Annotated in this window: 14 protein-coding genes; 8 read left to right on the top strand and 6 right to left on the bottom strand. The window is 60.3% G+C overall.

Features of this window, described 5'->3' with window-relative positions:
* The first annotated feature begins 4 nt into the window (after positions 1-4).
* Positions 5-826: an alpha/beta hydrolase gene (locus ILT44_RS09670; RefSeq protein WP_204239360.1), complete on the top strand. Its 822-nt coding sequence runs from the start codon at positions 5-7 to the stop codon at positions 824-826.
* A gap of 18 nt (positions 827-844) precedes the next feature.
* On the opposite strand, the gene ILT44_RS09665 is transcribed toward ILT44_RS09670, so the two are convergent.
* Positions 845-1,384 (bottom strand): transglutaminase-like cysteine peptidase, encoded by a 540-nt coding sequence (locus tag ILT44_RS09665; RefSeq protein ID WP_204239359.1) that lies wholly within the window; start codon positions 1,382-1,384, stop codon positions 845-847.
* Between the two features lie 135 nt (positions 1,385-1,519).
* Here ILT44_RS09665 and ILT44_RS09660 point away from each other — a divergent pair, with 135 nt between their 5' ends.
* Complete coding sequence (locus tag ILT44_RS09660) at positions 1,520-2,077, top strand: histidine phosphatase family protein (protein WP_204239358.1); 558 nt, start codon at positions 1,520-1,522, stop codon at positions 2,075-2,077.
* Between the two features lie 68 nt (positions 2,078-2,145).
* On the opposite strand, the gene ILT44_RS09655 is transcribed toward ILT44_RS09660, so the two are convergent.
* Together ILT44_RS09655 and mfd are read right to left on the bottom strand one after the other, a co-directional pair.
* The gene (locus ILT44_RS09655; protein ID WP_204239357.1) at positions 2,146-2,373 is read right to left on the bottom strand and encodes a hypothetical protein; all 228 of its coding nucleotides are present in this window, start codon (positions 2,371-2,373) and stop codon (positions 2,146-2,148) included.
* A gap of 99 nt (positions 2,374-2,472) precedes the next feature.
* Positions 2,473-5,808, bottom strand: coding sequence for a transcription-repair coupling factor (gene mfd / locus ILT44_RS09650; RefSeq protein WP_204239356.1), 3,336 nt, complete (start codon positions 5,806-5,808; stop codon positions 2,473-2,475).
* 360 nt (positions 5,809-6,168) lie between these two features.
* On the opposite strand from mfd, the gene ILT44_RS09645 reads away from it, so the two are divergent.
* Complete coding sequence (locus ILT44_RS09645) at positions 6,169-7,326, top strand: L,D-transpeptidase family protein (RefSeq protein ID WP_204239355.1); 1,158 nt, start codon at positions 6,169-6,171, stop codon at positions 7,324-7,326.
* A 28-nt stretch (positions 7,327-7,354) separates the two neighbouring features.
* Here the strand turns inward: ILT44_RS09645 and ILT44_RS09640 are convergent, their stop codons facing one another.
* Positions 7,355-7,729 (bottom strand): hypothetical protein, encoded by a 375-nt coding sequence (locus ILT44_RS09640; RefSeq protein ID WP_204239354.1) that lies wholly within the window; start codon positions 7,727-7,729, stop codon positions 7,355-7,357.
* An 83-nt stretch (positions 7,730-7,812) separates the two neighbouring features.
* Positions 7,813-8,013 carry a hypothetical protein gene (locus tag ILT44_RS09635; protein WP_204239353.1) on the bottom strand — a complete coding sequence of 67 codons (201 nt, stop codon included), beginning with the start codon at positions 8,011-8,013 and terminating at the stop codon, positions 7,813-7,815.
* Positions 8,014-8,388: 375 nt separating this feature from the next.
* On the opposite strand from ILT44_RS09635, the gene ILT44_RS09630 reads away from it, so the two are divergent.
* Positions 8,389-9,825, top strand: a complete 1,437-nt coding sequence (locus tag ILT44_RS09630) for a protein adenylyltransferase SelO (protein WP_204239352.1) — start codon at positions 8,389-8,391, stop codon at positions 9,823-9,825.
* 240 nt (positions 9,826-10,065) lie between these two features.
* Positions 10,066-10,917 (top strand): hypothetical protein, encoded by an 852-nt coding sequence (locus ILT44_RS09625; RefSeq protein WP_204239351.1) that lies wholly within the window; start codon positions 10,066-10,068, stop codon positions 10,915-10,917.
* 171 nt (positions 10,918-11,088) lie between these two features.
* Here ILT44_RS09625 and glgA read toward each other — a convergent pair whose 3' ends face one another.
* Positions 11,089-12,615, bottom strand: a complete 1,527-nt coding sequence (glgA, locus tag ILT44_RS09620; protein WP_204239350.1) for a glycogen synthase GlgA — start codon at positions 12,613-12,615, stop codon at positions 11,089-11,091.
* Between the two features lie 250 nt (positions 12,616-12,865).
* Between glgA and treZ the strand changes: the two genes are divergently transcribed.
* The 3 genes from treZ to glgB all read left to right on the top strand — a co-directional run bounded on the left by treZ (position 12,866) and on the right by glgB (position 21,938).
* The gene (treZ, locus tag ILT44_RS09615; RefSeq protein WP_204239349.1) at positions 12,866-14,689 is read left to right on the top strand and encodes a malto-oligosyltrehalose trehalohydrolase; all 1,824 of its coding nucleotides are present in this window, start codon (positions 12,866-12,868) and stop codon (positions 14,687-14,689) included.
* Complete coding sequence (locus tag ILT44_RS09610) at positions 14,686-19,536, top strand: malto-oligosyltrehalose synthase (RefSeq protein ID WP_204239348.1); 4,851 nt, start codon at positions 14,686-14,688, stop codon at positions 19,534-19,536. The genes treZ and ILT44_RS09610 overlap by 4 nt, the downstream gene beginning before the upstream one ends.
* 155 nt (positions 19,537-19,691) lie before the next feature.
* Complete coding sequence (gene glgB, locus ILT44_RS09605) at positions 19,692-21,938, top strand: 1,4-alpha-glucan branching protein GlgB (RefSeq protein ID WP_204239347.1); 2,247 nt, start codon at positions 19,692-19,694, stop codon at positions 21,936-21,938.
* The last annotated feature ends 3 nt before the right edge of the window (positions 21,939-21,941 follow it).

Genomic DNA, 21,941 nt, shown 5'->3' with positions numbered 1-21,941 from the left:
TGCTATGGCATCCGAAGATCTCGACCTCGAGGCCGAGTACAACAACCGGGCGCGGGTGCCGGAATATCCCACACATATCGCAGGCTGGCAGCGGGATGCCGCTGCGTATCGCGAGATGGCACGCTGCGAGCTCGATGTTTCCTATGGAACCAGCGAGCGGCACCGGCTCGATCTCTTCCACTCGCAGAGCGGCGATGCGGGCGGTCCGGTCGTGCTTTTCATTCATGGCGGATACTGGCAAGCCTTCGACAAGTCCTCCTCCAGTCATCTCGCCCGTGGTGCCAACGAGCGTGGTCTAACGGTGGCGGTGCCGAGCTATACGCTCGCCCCAGCAGCCAAACTCGCCGATATCGTCTCCGAGATCGAAAGGGCAGCTGATTTTGTCATGCAGCGAACGGGCCGCCCCATCGTCGCTACGGGGCACTCGGCTGGCGGACATCTGGCGGCCTGTCTGATGGCGCGGCTCAACCCGCAGCAGCGTCCCATCCGCGCGGCGATGCCGATTTCCGGATTGTTCGATCTTCCGCCCCTTGTGCCAACCTCGATCAACAGGGCTCTCGGACTCACGATCGAGGAGGCGCACCGCCTGAGCCCGCTCGAGTGGGCGCCGCCTGAAGGCGGCCATCTCGTCGCCGTTGTCGGCGGTGCGGAAAGCAGCGAATTCCTGCGCCAGTCCCGTGCCATCGTCGACACCTGGGGTAAGGCAGGAGTGACAGCCCGCTATCACGAGGTGACGGGCGCTCACCATTTCGATGTCATCGCAGGCTTGGCGGACCCGGCAGATTCGCTGGTGGATATCCTCGTCGAATTGAGCGCACAGGCCTGACAGGCCGGCGTCCAGGAATCAGCCGCGCCTTCCACGCGTGATGATCTGCGCAACCGGCAGATCGGCAACCGGCTCGCTTGTCCTCTCTCCTGACGCCGAAATCCAGCCGCGGCCCGATTGCCTTGCGTGGAACACATGGCCTGTCCGCTCAGGGCTGAGGATCGACGAGGTGAGATTGTCGAGGATATACTGCCCTTGCGCGGTCGACACCATCAGCACCGCATGAGCCTCGCCCTGCGCCGTCGCTCCAACGGTGATGGACAGAGCTGACGAGGGCCAGCCGCGTTCAACCAGCATCTTGCGCTTCAGAAGCGCGAAGTCCTCGCAATCTCCCTTGCCGCTGGTCGGCAGCGTCCATACATCTTCGCGGCCATACTGCTCCAGATCCGAGACCTCGCGGATGGTGCTGTTTACATGGCTGTTGATCTGCTGCAGCTGCGACATCCGCTCGGAGGTCAGAACGAACGGGTGGACAGGCCTTGCCAGCGCAGCGTCAGCCTGAAGGATCGCGAGACCTGTGACGAGGCCCATAGCGGCCATACGTGTGATGGATATCATTGAATATGCCCCTCTGCTACTTGTCGGCGTTTCCGGGGCCGTAGATTCGCTCCGGTGCCGTTTGTCTTTGAGACCTGTAGGCCTGCTTTATGAGACAACATTGAGGCAGCTTGGCTGTCGCTTCGGAGGCTTGCCATGCCGTTAGCGGTGGCTCTTGTGATCCTTATGCTGGCAGGCTGGACGCAACCCGGCCGCGCCTCCGATGAAGCTTGGCAGGCGCTCCGGCAGGGAGGCGCGGTGGCTCTGCTTCGTCACGCCCGCGCGCCCGGAACAGGCGACCCGGCTGATTTCCGGCTCGATGATTGCGCGACCCAACGCAATCTCTCCGCAGAAGGCAGGCAGCAGGCCCAACGCACAGGAGAGCAGTTCAGAGCACGGCAAATCCCTGTCGAGCGGGTGCTCTCAAGCCGATGGTGCCGCTCCCTGGATACGGCCCGCCTGGCCTTCGGATCCATGACGGAAGCGGCGGCTCCCCTGGATTCATTCTTCTCGGGGCGCGAGCAGGAACCTGCCCAGACACATGCTCTCCGCCAGATCGTCGAGGGCTGGCGCTCAAACGGAGTTCTGGTGCTTGTGACCCATCAGGTCAACATCACGGCATTGACCGGCATCTTCCCTAGCGAGGGAGAAGTGCTGGTGCTCAAGCCGAGGACGGAGATCGGCTTCGATGTCGTCGGGAGACTGCGTCCTTGAGGCGCTCATCAAGGAATGGAGCACGAGAGTGATCCCAAAAGTGCACATCCACTTTTGGGTTTGATGCCCTAGCCTTCAGCTCGGAGCTGGTCGACGACGCCCTGGCTCATATAGGGGTGGCCCGCTTCGTTGAGGGCGCGATCCAGGACCTCGATGGCGACAAGGATCTTGGTGAGCTCTTCAGCCATTTCGACGGATGGAAGCGGCGCCTCGGAAAGCTGCCGGGCCATTTCCCGGCGCCGCTTCACGAGGCTCTCCCGCGCCGCATTCAGTTCTTTGATTTCCTCCGAGGTCATGGGCTCCTCACGCTGAGTGTCATTTTGAGGGATAAGTCCTGTGGGCTGAATCCGTTCGCAGATAATGCATATGAATCAAACTGCAGCCTACTGTCTTACTCATGGCTCCAGGCGGGCAAGCAAGTCCAGGATACGCTTCTGACGCTTCTCTGGATCCTCGTCCGACGCTGCAGAGATGAGCCTCTCTCCGCTCCAGTGCATCTCTCCTTGTGATGAGCCGATCAAATCCTCCAACGGAAGCCTTTCAGCGGCTCCCGGCCTGAAGGTCAGGGCGATTGCTTGGGGGCCAGCGTCGATTCGGGCAATTCCAAGACGATGACAGAGCTGCCTCATGCCCGTGAGAGCCAGCAGATTCTTTAGAGTTTCCGGGATCGGGCCGAAGCGATCTTCGATTTCCTCCTCCAGGTCATCAATCGCTTCAGAGGGCCCCATCCGTGCAAGCCGGGCGTAGAGGTTGATCCGAACTTCCGGCTCGTTCACATAATCGACCGGAATCGAACCTGTCAGACCGATGTTGAATTCAGGCGTCCACTCATCCTCATAGGTCTGCCCGCGCAGCGCACGCCTCAGCATGTGCTGGTAGAGATCCGCTCCAATCAGCTTCATATGTCCCGCCTGCTCCTCACCGAGGAGGGTTCCGGCCCCGCGCTGATCGAGATCCTGTGCGCTGATGGCGAAACCGGCTCCGAGGCGATCGAGAGCTTCCAATGTGCGCAGACGCTTCTCGGTTGCTTTGGGCAACTCCTGCCCTGGCTCCGTCAGCAGATAGGCAGTACCTCGAATGCGACCGCGCCCGACGCGTCCTCGCAGCTGATGGAGCTGAGACAAACCGAAACGATCGGCCCGCCACACCAGCATGGTATTGGCGCGGGGAACATCAAGACCACTCTCGATGATGTTCGTGGCGAGCAGAACATCGCCTTCGCCATCCGCAAACCGGACCATGGCCTCGTCGGTCTCTGCGGGCGGCATCTGTCCATGTGCCACGACAACCTTCAATTCAGGCACGATCCTTGCCAGTTCCTCACGCATCGGTTCGATGTCTTCCACGCGTGAGCAGACCACAAAGCTTTGTCCGCGCCGGCGTCGCTCCCGCATGAGCGCCTGACGAAGGGTCGCAGGGTCAAACGCCGTGAGGAACGTACGGATGGGCTGCCGCCGGGCCGGAGGCGTTGCGATGACGCTCAGCTCCTGCAGCCCCACCAAGGCAGCCTGCAAGGTTCGCGGAATGGGCGTCGCGGTCAGGGTCAGCACGTGCCCGCCCGACGCCATCGCCCGGAGCTTCGCCTTGTGAGCCGCACCGAACCGTTGCTCCTCGTCTATGATGACAAGACCGAGGTCATTGAAAGCAATACCCTTGGCGGCCAGTGCATGGGTTCCAATCACGATCCGCACGGACCCGTCAGCCAAGCCTTTCTTCACATGCCGAGCCTCGGCCGCCGTCACGAGCCGGGACAGATGAGCCACCTCGATGCCGAAGCCTGCAAAGCGCCTCTGGAAACTTCTCACATGCTGGCGTGCCAAGACCGTGGTAGGAGCGATTACCGCCACCTGCCTCCCTGAAAGCGCCACAACTGCAGCGGTCCTCAGGGCAACCTCGGTCTTTCCGAATCCCACATCGCCGCAGACGAGACGGTCCATGGGATGGCTCGAAGCCAGATCATCAAGAACGTCTTCAATGGCGCGCAACTGGTCCGATGTTTCCGAGTACGGGAAGCGGGCCACGAAGCGTTCATACTCGCGGGTCGGCGGCACGAGCGGTTCCATCTGCACCGCTTCGCGAGCTTTGACCAGTTTGTTCAGACGTTCCGCCGTCTCCCGTATCTCGGCCTCTATCTCAGCCCGTCGCGCCAACCACGATTCGCTTTTCAGCTTATCGAGCTGAACAGATTCGGACATTCGCCCATAGCGCCACACGCGCCTCATCTCTGTAGCAGGGATCATGAGCGTCGTATCACCGGCATAGGTGAGTCTGATCGCATCGCTCATGCCTTCGGTGCCGACGCTGATGGCTTCAGTGCCTTCAAGCAGCCCAAGTCCATGGTCGATATGAATGACCGCATCGCCGATTTGGAAATGCAAATCAGTGAACTGGTGAGCGACAGCCTTGATCTCCTGCCCCGTCCCGCTCGATGCGCGGCTTCCGAGGACATCGGAGGCGGTGATGACCGCAGTCCCGCTTCTGTCATCGATAAAACCGTTCTTGATATCGGCTTGAAGCGCAAACGAACTCTTCGATGCCCCTGCGATCACCTCGTTCCAGCTCCTGGCCGCTGCGGGGCTGACCTGCATCGATTGAACGCGGCGCTTCATACGGTTCAGATCATCCTTCGTCGCGGCAACGAGAACGATTTTACGATTGCTGCCGACCTGCGTTTCTATGAAGCTGGCAAGAGCCCGTGAAGCCTTCGTCGCCGTTGCGAAACGGGGTATGACACTTCGCTGTGAGTCTTCTCGGGACGAGGCGTGGATGAATGTCAAGCGGCGTTCAAACAGGATCTGCTGCCACTCCTCATCTCCGATGAAGAGCTTCTCGGGAGCAATTGCAGAGCCTCTTACCGCACCCGCCGGCCGAAGTGCTGTGCGGGCTTCATGTGCATCTGCAACCTGCTCCATCACAAGCTTGCGCCGCTCCGCCGCTCCTGTGCCGATCACGACGGAAGCGTCAGGCCAGTAATCGAAAACCGTTTCGAGAGACGGGTAGTATTCCGGCAGCTGATGCTCTATTCCATCGAATCGTTCGGGTGCGGCGTTGTCATCAACCTTCCTCTCGAACAAGATCTCGGATGCGGGATCCAGTTCGAGGCTCTCGACGTCGGCTTCGGTTCGCTGGGAAACCGGATCGTACGAGCGGATAGCAGTGATGACCTGCCCATCATGCTCGATGCGGTAGGGCAATGAACTGCTCGCCGGGAACAGATCGACTACTTGGCCGCGAAAAGCAGCCTCACCGGGTTCATCCACTCTCTCGTCGAGGATATAGCCTGCGCGCTCGAGATAGTTTTCAAGCTCCGCCTGCGCGAAGACCTCGCCCTTCCTGAGATGATAGCTCGCCTCTTGCCAGATATGTTGCGGCGGCACCCGCTGAACGATGGCAGCAGCACTGGCGATCACCACCTGCTGGCCTTTTGCCGGCTCGCTCAGGCGCCGTAGGACGGACATGCGTCGTCCCATCGCCTCGCGGGAAGGCGATGCGCTGCCATAAGGAAGACAATCCCATGGCGGCAGAAGACAGACGTCTAGATCCGGGGCAAGACCTGCCAGGGCTTGCGCAAGCTGCTCCGCCTGGTTCTCCCCTTCCGATACGTAGATGATTTGCCCTTGGCCTGTATTTGCGAACTGCTCGATCAGCCGGACGGCATGGAGACCGATGGATGATGGCAAGGTGAGGTCGATCCGCCGAATGTCCTCGGAGGGAGCGGGCGTCACGTGCATGGAGAAACTCGTGCGGCGAGAGGGCTGAAGCCAGGGACAACGCATATGGCCTGGACCAGTTGCAGTTTCATCGCCTTCACCCGCTGCAGCACTTTGTAAACCATCCTCGCCCATAGTCCCGATATGACCTACCGGAATGCAACAAGCCTTACTTTCGGCCTTGGATTGGCCCTTTTCTTTCACGCGCCATGGGGGAGCCCGAACGGGGCCTGGGCTGCTTCTCAGTCCACGTCCCCGGCCGCTCCGGCCCAAGCATCACCGAGCACCTCTGCACCTGTAGCAGGGATGGAGCTGCGGCAGAAAGCTGCACTTCCGGCTTCTGTAAGTTCCGAGCTGCCGGCATCACCGCCACAGATCCCCGTGGCAACCATTTCGCAGGACAACCGACCGACCCTGGATGGAAGCACCTTCATCAACACGATGCGTGCGGCATGGAACTACAAGCGCATCGCCGAAGCGGGTGGTTGGCCTTCGCTCCCGGTCGGAACGGTCTTGAAAGCAGGCGACAAGGGGCCGCTGGTCCCCATACTTCGGCAACGGCTCATCCTTGAGGGCGACCTCTCCGCCGACCTCTCGACCAGCACGGCTTTCGATGCCGCGCTCACCGGCGCTGTCAAACGGTTCCAGGCGCGCCATGGGCTATCCGAATCGGGCGCCGTACGAGCAAGGACTCTGGAGGCACTGAACGTTTCAGCGGCAACGCGTCACCGCCAGCTCACGGCTTCCGCGCAGCGGCTGGCAAGTTCCATCTTTGCCTTTGGTGATCGGTATGTCGTCGTCAACATTCCGTCCGCTGCTGTGGAAGCAATCGAGCAGGGACAGGTCGTGCGCCGCTACGTCGCGATCGTCGGCAAGGTCGATCGCCCGTCGCCTCTTGTCGAGACGCGCGTGACGGCGGTCAATCTCAATCCAACCTGGACCGTGCCGGTGTCGCTGATCAAGAAGGACATCATCCCTCATGTGCGGAAGGATCCGGATTATCTGCAGAAGATGAAGATCCGCATTCTGGACGCCAAGGGACAGGAGGTCGATCCGAAGACGATCGACTGGTCGACACAGAACGCTGTCAACTACACCCTTCGGCAGGATCCGGGTGCGATCAACTCCCTCGGACAGATCCGCATCGACATGCCGAACAAGCATGCCGTCTACATGCATGACACACCCAAGAAGCAGCTTTTTGCTCAGGACATCCGCTATCACTCCTCAGGCTGTGTTCGTGTTGCCGATGTGGGCGAGTTCGCTGAATGGCTGCTGCGCGGCACCAATGGGCCATCAGGCCAATGGACGAAAGCAGGCATCGACGCTGCCATTGCCAGCACGGCACGTCAGGATATCCGCCTCGACAGGCCTATCCCGGTCGCATGGGTCTATCTGACGGGATATGCGACGGCAGATGGCACGGTGCATTTCCGGAATGATATCTATGGACTCGACGTTCCGAAGAGCGAGCCTGTGCCTGAGCCGGAAGTCATCGACGTGCCGGCGACGGCATCCATCAAACCCAAGCGCTTGTAAGCAGCCCACACCCTCACAAGCTTGCCCGTCAAGAGCCCTGTCTGCGCAGCAGGCATCCCGAGGACGGAACGGGCATCCGGGACTTGCGTGCCTCGAACACCGCATCCTGGAGCATGTCGATGGCGGCTATGGCTTGAGCCCGTGAGGTTGCAATCGAGGCCGGATCACGCCGGGCGAAGCGATCCGTCGCCTGAGCAAGCCGTCTGCAGCGATCCTCTACCATGCGCCTTGCCTCCTGCAGGCGCGGGTGGGGAGATCCTGGGCAGTCCATCTCATCGCAAAAACGCAGGACATCGCGCGTGAGGTTTTCTCCCGAATAAAGTCCTGAATAGCTGTCGATCATGCTGCGAAGATATCCGATGGAATAACGGATTTCCTGCCGCAAAATCATATCGTCGCTCATCGCGCCCTCCCCTCCGTCAGGAGCTGCATTCCTGCCTGCATCGGCGATGAAGTGGGTATGCCCCACAGGTCTCTAAAAAGTGGTTAGCCCTGCTTTCCAGACTGCTGTTCGGAAAGAATATCGGCGGGCGGAAGAATAGGTTGTCCGGTGCGTTCCGTCACCGTCAGAGGGGAGAAGAAGATCTTCTCCAGCAGGGGACCCGCCACGATTCCTGCAACGAATGTGAATGCAGCCACGATCAAGCCGATCCGTCCACAAAGGCTCAGCACATCCTTCAATGCCATAGACCCGCCTCCCGCTTGTTTCGTTGAAGGGAAGCTTAAGAGACGATGGTGCGTCAGCCAATAGACCAGAGCGCAAGATCGTTCCGGCATCGGCTGTAGCAGCTTGAGCAACCGACCGGAACACTCGGGAACCAAAGAGATTTTGGGATGCTGATCAGAGGTTAAAAAAATTTACCGGCTTGGGACGAATACCTCCCGTCAATGCATGATTGAAACTCTGTAGCTCAAACTCACTTGAATTTTAAGTTCGTCGATTCCTCCAACGCCATGGCTTTCTATGGAGCATCCGGATTGCATACGCCGCACCGACCCGATCAGGTGAACATTTCAGCATTGTTGGCTTTATGATCAGGTGAATGGAATGGAGTTGCCCGGATGCCCTACGCTCCTGTCTTTTCTGCCTCGAAGCGCCATGAGGAGCTCGGGCCCGACTTCTACGACATCGTTCAACCGGCAAGCTTTCCGCAGCATATCCTGCGCTACCGCAACCAGCGTTGGGCAGAACGGGTTGGTCTCGGAGTTCTGACGGACCAGGAGTGGATCGAACATTTCGGTGAGTTCAAACCGCTTCCGGGAAGTTTTGAGCAGCCGCTTGCGCTGCGCTATCACGGTCACCAGTTCCGAGCTTACAACCCTCATCTCGGTGACGGACGTGGATTTCTCTTCGCCCAGCTCAAGGATGCTGAGGATGAAAGGCTTCTCGATCTCGGCACGAAAGGAAGCGGTCAGACGCCTTGGTCTCGTCATGCGGACGGCAGGCTCACGCTGAAGGGCGGTATACGGGAAATTCTTGCGACGGAAATGCTGGAAGCCCTCGGGGTCGAGACATCGAAATCCTTCAGCCTGATCGAGACAGGCGAGGAACTCGAAAGAGGCGACGAGCCCTCTCCCACACGTTCATCCGTTCTGGTCCGGCTCAGTCATTCCCACATTCGCATTGGGACATTCCAACGCCTTCTGTATCTCAATGAACCCCACAACATCCGCAAGCTGCTCGATCATACCATTCGGACCTACTTGCCCGACGCCTGGCGCGAGAATGAAGCCGCACGTGCGGAGGCCTTTCTCGAGCATGTCTGCCAGAGCGTTGCCCGGATGGGAGCACAGTGGATGACCGCCGGCTTCGTGCACGGCGTGCTGAATACTGACAACATCAATGTCACAGGAGAAAGCTTCGATTACGGCCCCTGGCGTTTCCTGCCGCACTACGATCCAGCTTTCACAGCTGCCTATTTCGACGAGACGGGCCTCTATGCTTTTGGACGTCAGCCTGACGCCCTGCTGTGGAACCTGTACCGTCTGGCGGAATGCCTTCTCCCTCTGGCTCCGCAGAATGCTCTGGAACAAGCGCTTGCCGCCTTCGAGCCTGCCCTTCATCGTGAATTCGCGCATTCAATTCTGCGCCGCCTCGGACTCGAGTCCAGAGGTTACGAATACGATGGTGCCTTGTCGAAGGCGCTATGGACTTTCCTTCACGAAACTCGCGCTCCCTTCGAACAAACCTTCTTTGATTGGTATGGCGGAAGCCTGAGCGCACGACGTGCGGAGGCAAGTCCGTCAGCGGCTCTTTATGCTCATGAATCCTTTCGAGCTGTCAGCTCAGCTCTCGCTGGCTATGAGCCGCGAACAGGGGTCAACCTTGATCATCCCTACTTTGAACGGACTGCTCCCTGCACCATGCTCATCGATGAGGTTGAGGCAATCTGGAGCCCCATCACAGCTGAGGATGACTGGTCGGCTTTCTCGGCTAAGCTCGGCAGCATTCTTGAGATGGCACAAGCCTATCAGGGGAGCCGCTTCGCTGAACCTTGATCTAAGCTCTTTGGCTGGCTTTCATAAGCCAAGCTATATACCAAGCATAACTCAATCATATTGCTAAGCATCAAGTTCATGTAAGCCAAGCAAATTATATAGCCGACAAAAGTTCCTTTGCCTAAGCGATTAGATTTTTATCAGACCTCGGGAACGTTATTCCTATACCTGCGTCTTTTAGCCAAGCAGGCTGTCTATAGGCAGCTACACATCAAAATTGGCAAACTTGTAGGTGAACACATGAAGCGTTCGCACGCTCTCGCTCTGTCTGGCGCGGCCCTTATCCTTGGTTTTGCGGCCCCGTCCTATGCACAGACTCTCAGGCCTGGCCCGGTATGCGTACCAGCCGTCGCCAACCCATCCATGTACCATGACTGCCGCCTTCGGATCGTGCAGGGGCAGGAGGTCTGCACTTGCGCCATCCGGCCTCAAGCCTTGCGCAGAACGGATCGCCTCTCGGATCAGCGCGATGCAGTGACCGGCTCGATCGGGCGCAACCCGGCGATCACACCCGGCGCCGGCAGCCCGATTGTTGGCAGCCCGATCGTCGGCTCGCCCGGGACCGTCACCGACGGACGCGCTCCGAGCCGTGGGGGCGCTGTTGCAGGCCGTGGCAACTCAGGAACCGGCAGCAACGGCAGCACGGGCGGATCGACCGGCAATGGTCAGACGCCGGGCGGCACGGGCAGCACTGGCGGAACCGGCACCAACGGTGACGACGGCAACGGCGGAACCGGTGGTACAGGTGGCAACGGTGGAACGGGTGGCCATAGCGGAGCCGGTGGTAAGGGCAACAACGGTATCGGCAATGGCCCAGACCGTGGTGAGCCCGATGGTCCGAAGGGCACCGACCCGTCCAATCCTGGCAATGCTGGCGGAAACGGCGGCGGCAAAGGTGGTGGTAAGGGATCAGACCACGGCGGCAGTAAGGGCAACAACGGCCTGGGCAACGGTGGTGAGCCGAGCCAGGGCGAACCTGATGGCCCCAAGGGTTCCGACCCGTCTAACCCCGGCAACGGTGGTGGACGCGGGCCGGGTGGAGATAAGGGCGGTGATGGCGGTCGCGGCGGAAATGGGGGCGGCAAAGACTAAAGTTTTCTAGCTGCAGAACAGAACCCGTGGCCGCTATCCGCAGCCACGGGTTCTTCATTTTCCTTCGGCATCACTGGAGCATGTGCAAGAGTGATGGCTCAGGACGACATGAGAATGAGCTGAATGTCATTCAGCTCATCACAGACATTATGCAATCAGAACTGATGGACGTTAAGCCAAGGCCGCTTGGCAGGCACGATCATAAACCTCCTGATAGCGGGACGCAGAGCGATCCCAGCCATGAGGCCTCTTCATCGCAGCACGGCGCATGGCCGTCAGACGGGATGTCGAGCGGAAGGTGTCGAGCCCTCTTCTGATGGCGTCCATAAACCGATTGAGCGAAGGCTCGCCGAAAAGGAAGCCTGTGACGCCATCCTCGATGGTGTCGGCCAACCCACCCGTCTTATGTGCGATCGGCAATGAGCCGAACCTCTGCGCGTACATCTGGCTGAGGCCGCAGGGCTCGAACCGCGAAGGCATGAGCAGGAAATCGCTGCCTGCATACATGCGGCGGGCATCTCCCTCATCATAGCCAATCTTAACACCGACGGATCCGGAATGACGGTTGGCGAGCGATTTCAATGCAGCTTCGAAGCGAGGCTCTCCCTGACCGATGACGGCAATCTGCCCGCCCTGCGAAACAATGGTTTCTGCCGCCGAGATGGCGAGATCCACGCCCTTCTGATGAACCAGACGGGACACCACCGCGAAGAGCGGTCCGGATGACAGGTTCAGCCCGAAACTTCTCCGCACGGTGTTTGCGTTAGCGCGCTTGCCTCGGCAATTCTCAGCCGAGAAACGGCTGACCAGGTAAGGGTCTGTGCTCGGGTCCCAACTTGCATCGATGCCGTTGATGATCCCGTCGAGACGTCCCTCTTCGGCTCGCGTTCTGAGAAGCCCATCGAGGCCGCAGCCGAATTCCGGACGCGTGATCTCCTTGGCATAGGTGGAGCTTACCGTCGTGATATGGGACGAGTAGTAGATGCCGGCTTTCAGGAACGAGAGCTTGCCATAGAACTCGACACCGTTGACCTGAAACGCCGCATCGGGAATGCCGAGATGGGACAGGCGCCCCCTGTCGAAGTTGCCCTGATAAGCAAGATTATGAATGGTGAGGATCGTCGGGATGCGTTGCCCACGCCAGGCAAGGTACGCCGATGCGAGGCCGGAGGGCCAATCGTTGAGGTGCAGGAGATCGGCGCGCCATAAAGGATCGCCGTAGCCGCAGGCGATGTCGGCCGCTGCAAGCCCCAGGCGTGCGAAGCGAATGTCATTGTCGCCCCAGTCCGCGCCGAAGCTGTCGACGTAGGGCGAACCGTCACGGTCATAGAGTTCCGGACATAGGAGAATATAAACCGTCAGGCCGTCCTTCGTGGTGCCGCGGCCGAGGCCGCAGGCTGGAATGCCGAATGAGGCCGGCAGGCGGGCGATCTCCTCCACGTCTTCAATCTGCGACAGAACCTGACGGTATCCGGGAATGAGAATGCGAACATCGTAGTGGTGGCGAAGCGCGCGCGGCAACGCCGCCGATACCTCACCGAGGCCGCCGGCCTTGATGTAATCGGCGATCTCAGATGTGACAAAAAGAATTGACTGACGGCGTTTGATCGAAATGGAAGCGTGGGAGCCGCTTTGCAATTCGGCATGCGCCAAGGGCAAGACAGCCGAACCGGCGTCCAGGTGAAGTGAATCCAGCATATTAGCTCAAAGGCGCGGTCCCCATCGACTCCCCCGCGCCACAGGAAGTCGGGCTTTTAACTCACTTGCCCCAGGGTTAGTTCCACAGAAAAATCAGAAAATTTTTGACTAGTCCTTCAAGCCAGCTTGGCCGCAGAATGCCAGTCGATCAGTGATGCACGATTGTGAGCTTGGCTGTTTTTCTTTTCTCTGCCGGAACATTGCTTGACCATCCTCGTTCGCAAGTGCTTCCCGTAATTCCGGAGTTTCGATGCGGCGCGTTCACTCCATGCCCTTTGGGGCTGAGATAACCCCCGATGGTGTTCGCTTTGCTCTGTGGGCCCCCACGGCTCACGAGGTAGGGCTCGTGCTGAACAATGCCGAGCTGCCGATGACATCCGATGACGAAGGCTGGTATCGCCTCGTCTCGCAAGATGCTCGCGCAGGCAGTCGTTACGGCTACAAGATCGATGGCAATCTTGTTGTGCCCGATCCGGCGTCACGATTCCAGCCTGATGACGTCCACGGCCTGAGCCTCATAGTCGATCCCGGGTCATATTCCTGGTCCGACACATCCTGGATGGGGCGTCCGTGGGAGGAAGCTGTTCTTTATGAGATCCACGTCGGAACGGCGACACCAGAGGGCACCTATGCCGGCTTGATGGCGAAGCTCGAAAATCTGCGCGACCTCGGTGTGACGGCCATCGAGCTCATGCCCATCGGCGAGTTTCCGGGGCAGCGGAACTGGGGATATGACGGTGTCCTCCCCTATGCGCCCGATGCCGCCTATGGGAGCCCGAACGATCTGAAGCGCCTCGTCGACCGTGCACATGCGCTCGGCCTGATGGTTTTCCTCGATGTGGTCTACAACCACTTCGGACCATCCGGGAACTATCTCCATGCCTATGCCAAGACCTTCTTCACGGAGCGCCACCCGACACCGTGGGGAGCGGGTATCAACGTGGACGGCGAAGGCAGCCGTATCGTGCGCGACTTCTTCTTCCACAACGCGCTTTACTGGCTGGAAGAATTTCACTTCGACGGGCTTCGCTTCGATGCGGTTCATGCCATCGTGGACGACGGCGAGCCCCACTTCATCGAGGAACTGGCAAACCGAATCCGCGAAGCCCTGCCCGGACGCCAGATTCACCTGGTGCTCGAGAACGAAGCCAACCAGGCACGCTGGCTCGGCCGTGACGGGGAGCAGCAGCCGAGGCTGCACACGGCGCAATGGGCCGATGACATCCACAATTCGTGGCATGCCCTGCTGACCGGCGAGAACGAAGGCTACTACGAGGATTACGCCAACCGTCCGCTCGAGCATCTCGGGCGGGCCCTGGCGGAAGGTTTTGCGTATCAAGGCGATCGGTCACCGCATAAGAGCGGCGTTGTCCGCGGCGAACCCTCGGGTCACCTGCACCCGACAGCGTTCGTGTCCTTCCTCCAGAACCATGATCAGGTCGGGAACCGCGCCTTCGGTGAACGCCTGTCGCATCTAATACCGCCGGAGCGTTTGTCTCTCGCGCAAGGCATCTTCCTGCTTTCGCCGCAGATTCCCTTGATCTTCATGGGTGAGGAATGGTCGGCATCGACGCCATTCCAGTTCTTTGTCGATTTCGAGAACGACCCGGATCTGGCGAAGGCGGTTCGCGACGGCCGCCGCGGCGAGTTCAAGCGGTTCAAGGCCTTCACGGATCCGGAAATGTCCCAGCGCATACCTGATCCGACGGACCGCACGACATTCGAGCGATCGCGGCTCGACTGGTCGGAGACTGAGCTACCGCCATACAGAGAGACGCTGTCGCAAACACGTCGTCTGCTCGATCTGAGGCAAACAGATATCGTACCGCTCCTGAAGAGCGAGTACCATGGTTCCCGCATTACGATTTCCTCTGAGAAAGCCCTCGATGTGACCTGGACCTTTGCCTCCGGCACGCTCCGCCTGCTCGCCAACTTCAGCGATGGCCCCGTGAGCGGGATCATGGATGAGGATGCTCGCGTGCTTTGGTCGAGTTCAACAAGCATCGTGTCGGCAGGCTCGGGACTTCAGCTTCTCCCATGGACGGCAATCATCATGAAGGGAATGTCGGCATGAGCAAGCTGGATGCTCTGCTGGAGCGGATGGCTGCGCTCGTTGGTATGTCGCCGGACTACACCGATGCTTTCGGCAAACGTGTCGAGACGACCGAGGAAACCCGGAAGGCCCTGCTCGCTGCCCTCGGGCTCGACGTCACCTCCGAACAGGGGGCACAGGAGAGCCTCTCCCGACTGGAGAGACTGAAGACGGGGCCGATCCCGGCCGTTGTTACGCTCGAAGCCGAGAGAGCCTCGACGATCAAGTTTCGTGCGCGCATCGGGCGACAGGATTGGATCCTTATCGAAGAGAACGGCGCAGTCCACGAAGGCACGATTGATAAGGGCAGCATGTCCCTCGACATTCCGGCGCTGCCGATGGGTTATCACCGCCTCCGTCTGGGGCGCAACGAGACGACGGTCATTGCTGCTCCCGCGCAATGCTGGGAGCCGGACGTCCTGAAAGGTAATGCACGGCTCTGGGGCGCATCCGCTCAGATCTACTCCCTGCGCGCGGAGCGCGACTTCGGGATCGGCGATTATTCCGATGTGGCACTTGCGGCGGAGAGCATCGGCCGGGCTGGCGGCGCTTTCCTGGGTCTTAGCCCAGTCCACGCGCTCTTCGCGTCTGATCGCTCGAAGATCTCGCCCTATTCCCCTTCCTCGCGTCTCTTCCTGGAGCCGATTTATATCGACCTGACCGATGTTGATGGCTTCACTGAAGGCGGCGCCGCGCAACTTCTCGAAGACCAGTCGGTGCAGGCGCGCCTCGCCCGTCTCCGGAACGCCCAACTCATCAATTATGCTGAGGTCTGGGCAATCAAGCGCCCTCTCCTCGATAGTCTCTGGACCTATTTCCGGACATCGGGCGACCATACCGCCTTCGAGGCCTTTCGACGTGCGGGCGGCGAGGCCCTGGAGGCGCACGCGACCTTTGAAGCGCTTTCCGAGTATTTTTACGAGCAGAGCCGGTTCTGGATCGGCGAATGGCCGGAAGATTATCGCTCGGGCCATTCCGTAGCGGTCCGGCGCTTCCGCCTGGACCAAGCGGAGCGTGTCGCCTTCCATGCCTGGCTGCAATGGCTTGCCGACCATCAGTTGGGCCAAGCAGCCGCCCGCGCCCGAGCCGCTGGTCTTCCCATCGGCCTTTACCGGGACCTCGCCGTGGGCGCCGATGGTGGCGGATCAGAGATATGGGCGACGCCAGAGCGCTATGCCCCCAGGCTTTCCATCGGTGCCCCACCCGACCCGCTCGGCCCCCAGGGCCAGGATTGGGGCCTGCCGCCCTTCAATCCTCTGACCCTGGAAGAGCAGGGTCTGGCTGCCTTCCGCGATCTCGTTGCCGCCAACATGCGCCACGCCGGTGCCATCCGCATCGACCATGCCTTTCAGCTTCAGCGCCTCTTCCTGATCCCATCCGGCGCCCCCGCCTCGCAGGGCGCCTATGTTGATTATCCGTTCGAAGCCATGCTGGCGGTTCTGCGCGTGGAGAGCCATCGCGCCCAATGCTTGGTCATCGCGGAGGACCTCGGCACTGCGCCGGAGGGCTTCTCGGACGCCATCATGGAATCGGGCGTCCTCAGCTACCGGGTGCTGCCCTTCGAGCGGGATGGGGCTGCCTTCAAGAAACCGAGCCAGTACCCTCGCTCGGCCCTTGCCGTCATCACCACCCACGACCTGCCGACCTTCATCGGCTGGTGGCGCGGTCTCGATGTCGACCTGCGCCAGACCCTCGGCATCTTCGATCCGAAGACTGCCGCCCGGGAGCGTGCTGCGCGGAAGGCGGACAAGGAGCATTTCGCCAAGGCCCTCGCGGAGGAAGGTCTCCTGTCCTCGCCGCACGTGCCTGAAGAGCCGCCATTGGATGCAACGATCCGCTATCTCGCACGCACCTCTTCCGTGCTCACAACCCTGCAGATGGAGGATGCATCGGGTGAGTTGAACCAGACCAACATGCCAGGCATGGATGTAGGGCATCCCAACTGGCGCAGACGGCTCTCGAACACGATCGAGGAGATCGCATCCCCCGGGAGTCTGATGGCGAAACTCGCCGTCGTTCTGGCGGAAGAGGGTCGGGATGTTCGCTCGCGCCGGAACATCCTCGCCGGCCCGCCGCCCCGCGCCACCTACCGGCTCCAGTTTCATAAGGACTTCACCTTCGACGATGCCGTGAAGATCGTGCCCTATCTGGCGAAGCTGGGGATCAGCCATGTCTATTCCTCACCCATCCAGGCGGCTGCCCCCGGCTCCACGCACGGTTATGACATCGTCGACCATTCCACGATCAATCCGGAGCTCGGTGGAGAGGAAGGTTTCCGCCGCTTCTCGGATGCTCTCAGGGAGCAAGGCCTCAAGCTTCTGCTCGACATCGTGCCGAACCACATGGGCGTCGGCGGCCAGTCCAACGGCTGGTGGCTTTCCGTGCTGGAATGGGGACCGCTCTCCCCTGTGGCGGAGGCGTTCGACATCGACTGGAAGCGCCCGGGCACTGAGGGCAAGCTCATTGTGCCGTCGCTGGGCGGTCTCTACGGCGAGGTTCTCGAAAGAGGTGAGCTGCAGCTGAAGTTCGATCCCGTGGAAGGATCATTCAGCGTCTGGCATTGGGAGCACCGCTTCCCGGTCTGTCCCACCACCTATCCGGCGGTGCTTGACCATGCCATAGCAGCTCTCAGCGATTCTGCGAAGGCCGGAGCCCTGCGCGCGCTGACCGAGCAGCTTCGTTTCTTGGCCAAGGCAGGTCACGGCACCGCCATACCGGAACAGGCGGAAACCCTGAAGCGCCAACTGGCCGTGGCCGTTGCAGACTCATCAGCATTGCGCAAAGCCATCGACAGCGCGATTGCGACCGTCAACGGCTCGCCGGACGATCCGAAGAGCTTCAACACTCTTCATCGTCTCCTGGAGGCACAAGCCTATCGGCTCTCCTATTGGCGGGTGGCGTCGAGCGACATCAACTACCGCCGCTTCTTCGACATCGACACCCTGGCCGGCATGCGGGTGGAGATCCCGGAGATCTTCGAAAAAACGCATGAGCTCATTGTCCGTCTGGTGGATGAGGGTCTGATCCATGGCCTGCGGATCGATCATATCGACGGCCTTGCCGATCCGGAGGGTTATGCCCGAGCGCTCCAGCACAAGGTCGGATCCGGCTTCTATGTCGTGGTCGAGAAGATCCTCGAACCCGGCGAGGAGCTGCCTCCCTGGCCCGTCGCCGGAACATCAGGCTACGATGCGCTCAACGTGATCGACGGCGTGCTGATCGATTCCAATGCAGGCGATACATTCGAGCAGATCTACCGGGATGCATCCGGTCTTCAGGGCAGCTATGAGGAGCTTCTGAGGCAGGCCAAGGTCGAAATCACCGAAAAGAACTTCGCCAGTGAACTTGAGGCCCTTGTCTCTGACATCAAGCTCGTCACCGATGCCAGCCGCCGCACGCGCGACTACACGAGCTTCGCCCTGCGCCAGGCTCTGGTCGAGATCGTCGCCGCCTTCCCGGTCTACCGCAGCTATATCCAGGACGATGAACCGGCGCAGGAAGATGTGCGTCTGATCGAAGAGACGATCGGTGCGGCCAAGCAGTCGAGCGAGCTTCCTGACACCAGCGTTCATGACTTCGTTGCCTCAGCGATTCTCGGTCGGGCAGAGTGCGGCGATCCTGGCGACGTCCGCCGGTTCCGCCGGCGCTTCCAGCAGCTCACAGGCCCTGTCATGGCCAAGAGCCTGGAGGATACGCTCTTCTATCGCTACGGGCGCCTGATCGCGCTCAACGAGGTCGGCGGCGATCCCGGTCATTTTGGCTTGTCCGCAGCGGACTTCCATCGGGCGAATGCGGATCGAGCCCGGAATTGGCCGCACGCCATGCTCGCCACTGCCACGCACGACACCAAGCGCGGCGAAGATGCGCGGATCAGGCTTCTCGCGCTCTCCGAGATCCCGGAGGAATGGGCGAAAGCTCTCGATCTCTGGCGGGAGGTGGCGGCTCCCCACCTGACCGAAATCGGCGGTTTGCCCGCGCCGGACGCGAACGACCAAGTCATTCTATTCCAAGCCCTCCTCGGCGCCTGGCCATTGGAGCTTCTGGAGAAGTTGGATCGCAGGACGCTCGACTCATTCCGCGAACGGATGGAGGGCTACTTCACGAAGGCGCTTCGAGAGGCCAAACGGCACACAAGCTGGATCGATCCGGACGAAGCCTATGAGGAGGCTTCTCTCAAGCTCCTGAGAGCCATGCTCGACCCGAAAGGCTCATTCCTTGAGCACTTCGGCCCTCTGGTTTGGCGCCTCTCCACTCTGGGAATGTTGAGCGGATTGTCCCGCACGATCCTCAAGATGACACTGCCGGGAGTACCAGACATCTATCAGGGTACGGAGTTCTGGGATTTCTCGCTGGTCGATCCGGACAACCGGCGCCCGGTCGACTACGCCGCCCGCGCCAAGGCTTTGGAGATGCGGGAGTCGCTCAAAACTCTCATGAAGAGCTGGACGGACGGACGGATCAAGCAGCGGATCATCTCCGATTTGCTTCGCGACCGGGCGGAGGCCCCTGAATTGTATGCCGAAGGCGGCTACCAAGCTTTGAATGCCGAGGGCGCTCAGGCCTTCCGTCTTCTCGGCTATATCAGATGGAACGGCAGCGATGCCCTTGCTGTGGTCGTTCCCCGTCTCTGGAACGGCATGGACGGAAATGCCATTGGTGCGGAGAGCTGGGAGGACACGAGCCTTGCTCTGCCTCAAGGGCGCTGGCTGAACGTAATAACGGGAGAGATGATCTCCATCGGAACGGATCGAATGAAGGTTGCGGATCTTATGGAGGAAATCCCTTTCCTGGTGCTCAGGCTGGCTGCAGCCGATGTTACTTCCCGTTAGGCAGGAAGCTCGCGGCCTTTATTGGCCTGCCGACTTCTGGTCTGCGCCAAGGCTTGCCCCATAATGAAGTTCTTCTGAAAAGGATCACATAGAAGCATCGGGGCCACGGCCCCGCTCATGTCTTAAGAGACCGGACCATGAAAGGGGATGCTAGAATGGATCAGCACCGAGGTGGATCGCAGAGCGCAACGACGCGCCCCGCCGAGCCGCACTCGGTTGCCGACATCGTCAATTCGGGCGATCCCTTCTCCATTCTCGGCCCCCATGAGATCGCACCCGGACGATGGGAGATCCGCGCGATCCTGCCAGATGCCGAAACAGCTGCGGTGGTGGGCCGCGATGGGGAAACGGTTCTCGCCTCCATGGAACGGCGACTTCCCGAAGGCCTCTTCGTTGGCACGGTTAGCGCCTCTGAGCGTCCCGATTACAGGCTGCGGATTGAGCGCCAGGGCCGCGCCGAGCTTCTTCACGATCCCTACAGTTTCGGCACGTTCCTCTCCCATGACGATCTCATGCAGATCGGCGATCCGACGAGCGATGCCGTCTACACGAAGCTCGGCGCCCATCACCTTGATCTCGGCGGAATTGAGGGCTTTCTCTTCACGGTCTGGGCCCCCAATGCCCGCCGCGTCAGCGTCGTCGGGGATTTCAACTCGTGGGATGGACGATGCCACCCCATGCGGCGACGCCACGAAGGCGGCATCTGGGAATTATTCATTCCGGATGTGACGCCTGACCAGCGCTACAAATTCGAAATCATCGGCCTGCAGGGAAATCTCCTTGCGCTCAAGGCGGACCCGATCGCCTTTGCCGCTGAGCATCCGCCGGCAACGGCCTCCATTCTCAAAAAGCCGCCGCAATTCGAGTGGCGGGATGCGGAGTGGATGGCAGCAAGATCGACCCGGAACCACCGCAAAGAACCGATGTCGATCTACGAGTGTCATCTCGGCTCCTGGGCGCGGGTGCCGGAGGAAGGAAACCGGTATCTCACCTATCGCGAACTGGCCGTACGGCTCATTCCCTATGTGAAGAACCTCGGCTTCACCCATATCGAGCTGCTGCCGATCACGGAATTCCCGTTCGATGGATCATGGGGCTACCAGCCCATCTCGCTCTATGCCCCCACCAGCCGCTTCGGCACCCCGGAGGATTTTTCCGCTTTCGTCGAGGCGGCGCATGCCGCAGGGATCGGCATCATCCTCGACTGGGTGCCTGCGCATTTCCCCAACGATCCGCACGGGCTTTCCTATTTCGACGGGACGCATCTCTACGAGCATGCCGATCCGCGGCTCGGCTTCCATCAGGATTGGGGCACTTACATCTACAATTTCGAGCGCCAGGAGGTGATGAGCTTCCTGGTGGCGAATGCCCGCTTCTGGCTGGAGCGCTACCATCTCGATGGGTTGCGCGTCGATGCGGTGGCATCCATGCTCTATCTCGACTACTCGCGAAAGCCCGGCGAGTGGATTCCCAACCGCTACGGCGGCAACGAGAACCTCAGTGCCATCGACTTCATCCGCAAGATGAACGAGGTCGCCTATGCAGCGTCTCCGGGCGCCGTCACCATTGCGGAGGAATCGACCGCTTGGCCCGGCGTCTCGCAGCCAACCTACACGGGGGGCCTCGGCTTCGGCTTCAAGTGGAACATGGGCTGGATGCACGACACCTTGCGTTACATCAGCAAGGATCCGGTCTTCCGGCGCTACCATCATCACGATCTGACATTCGGTCTTCTCTACGCCTTCTCGGAGAACTTCATCCTGCCCCTCAGCCATGACGAGGTCGTTCACGGCAAGGGCTCCCTCATCGGCAAGATGCCGGGTGACGAGTGGCAGCGCTTCGCCAATCTTCGCGCCTATTTCGGCTTCATGTGGGGGCATCCCGGTAAGAAGCTCCTGTTCATGGGCGGCGAGTTCGCGCAGGAGCGGGAGTGGGATCACGATACCAGTCTCGATTGGCATCTTCTTGATAACTCCTACCACAAGGGCGTCCAGAACCTTATCAAGGACCTGAACGAGGCCTACGGCTCCATTCCCGCCTTGCATGAGCGGGATTGTGAGACGAAGGGTTTTGAATGGATCGTTTCGGACGATCGGGACAACAGCGTCATCGCCTGGCTTCGGCGGGGCGAGGATGAGAATTCCCTCGCCGTCGTCGTCTCGAACTTCACTCCTGTTTCACGTGAAACCTATCGCATCGGTGTTCCATCACCGGGGTTTTACCGCGAGGCCGTCAATACGGATGCCGCTCTTTATGGCGGCGCCAATGTGGGCAACCTCGGAGGGGTGATGGCGGTGGACACGCCGAGCCACGGACAACCCTGCTCGCTCACCCTGACGATTCCGCCCCTTGCGACGCTGATCCTTGTTCTCGACCCGGAGGCCCTGGAAGCGAAGATATAGTTG

The organism is Microvirga arvi (assembly GCF_016892765.1).
In the GTDB taxonomy this organism is placed as follows: Bacteria; Pseudomonadota; Alphaproteobacteria; order Rhizobiales; family Beijerinckiaceae; genus Microvirga; species Microvirga arvi.
Note: the sequence above shows the minus strand (reverse complement) of the source record. Positions and strands in the feature narration are given on the sequence as shown.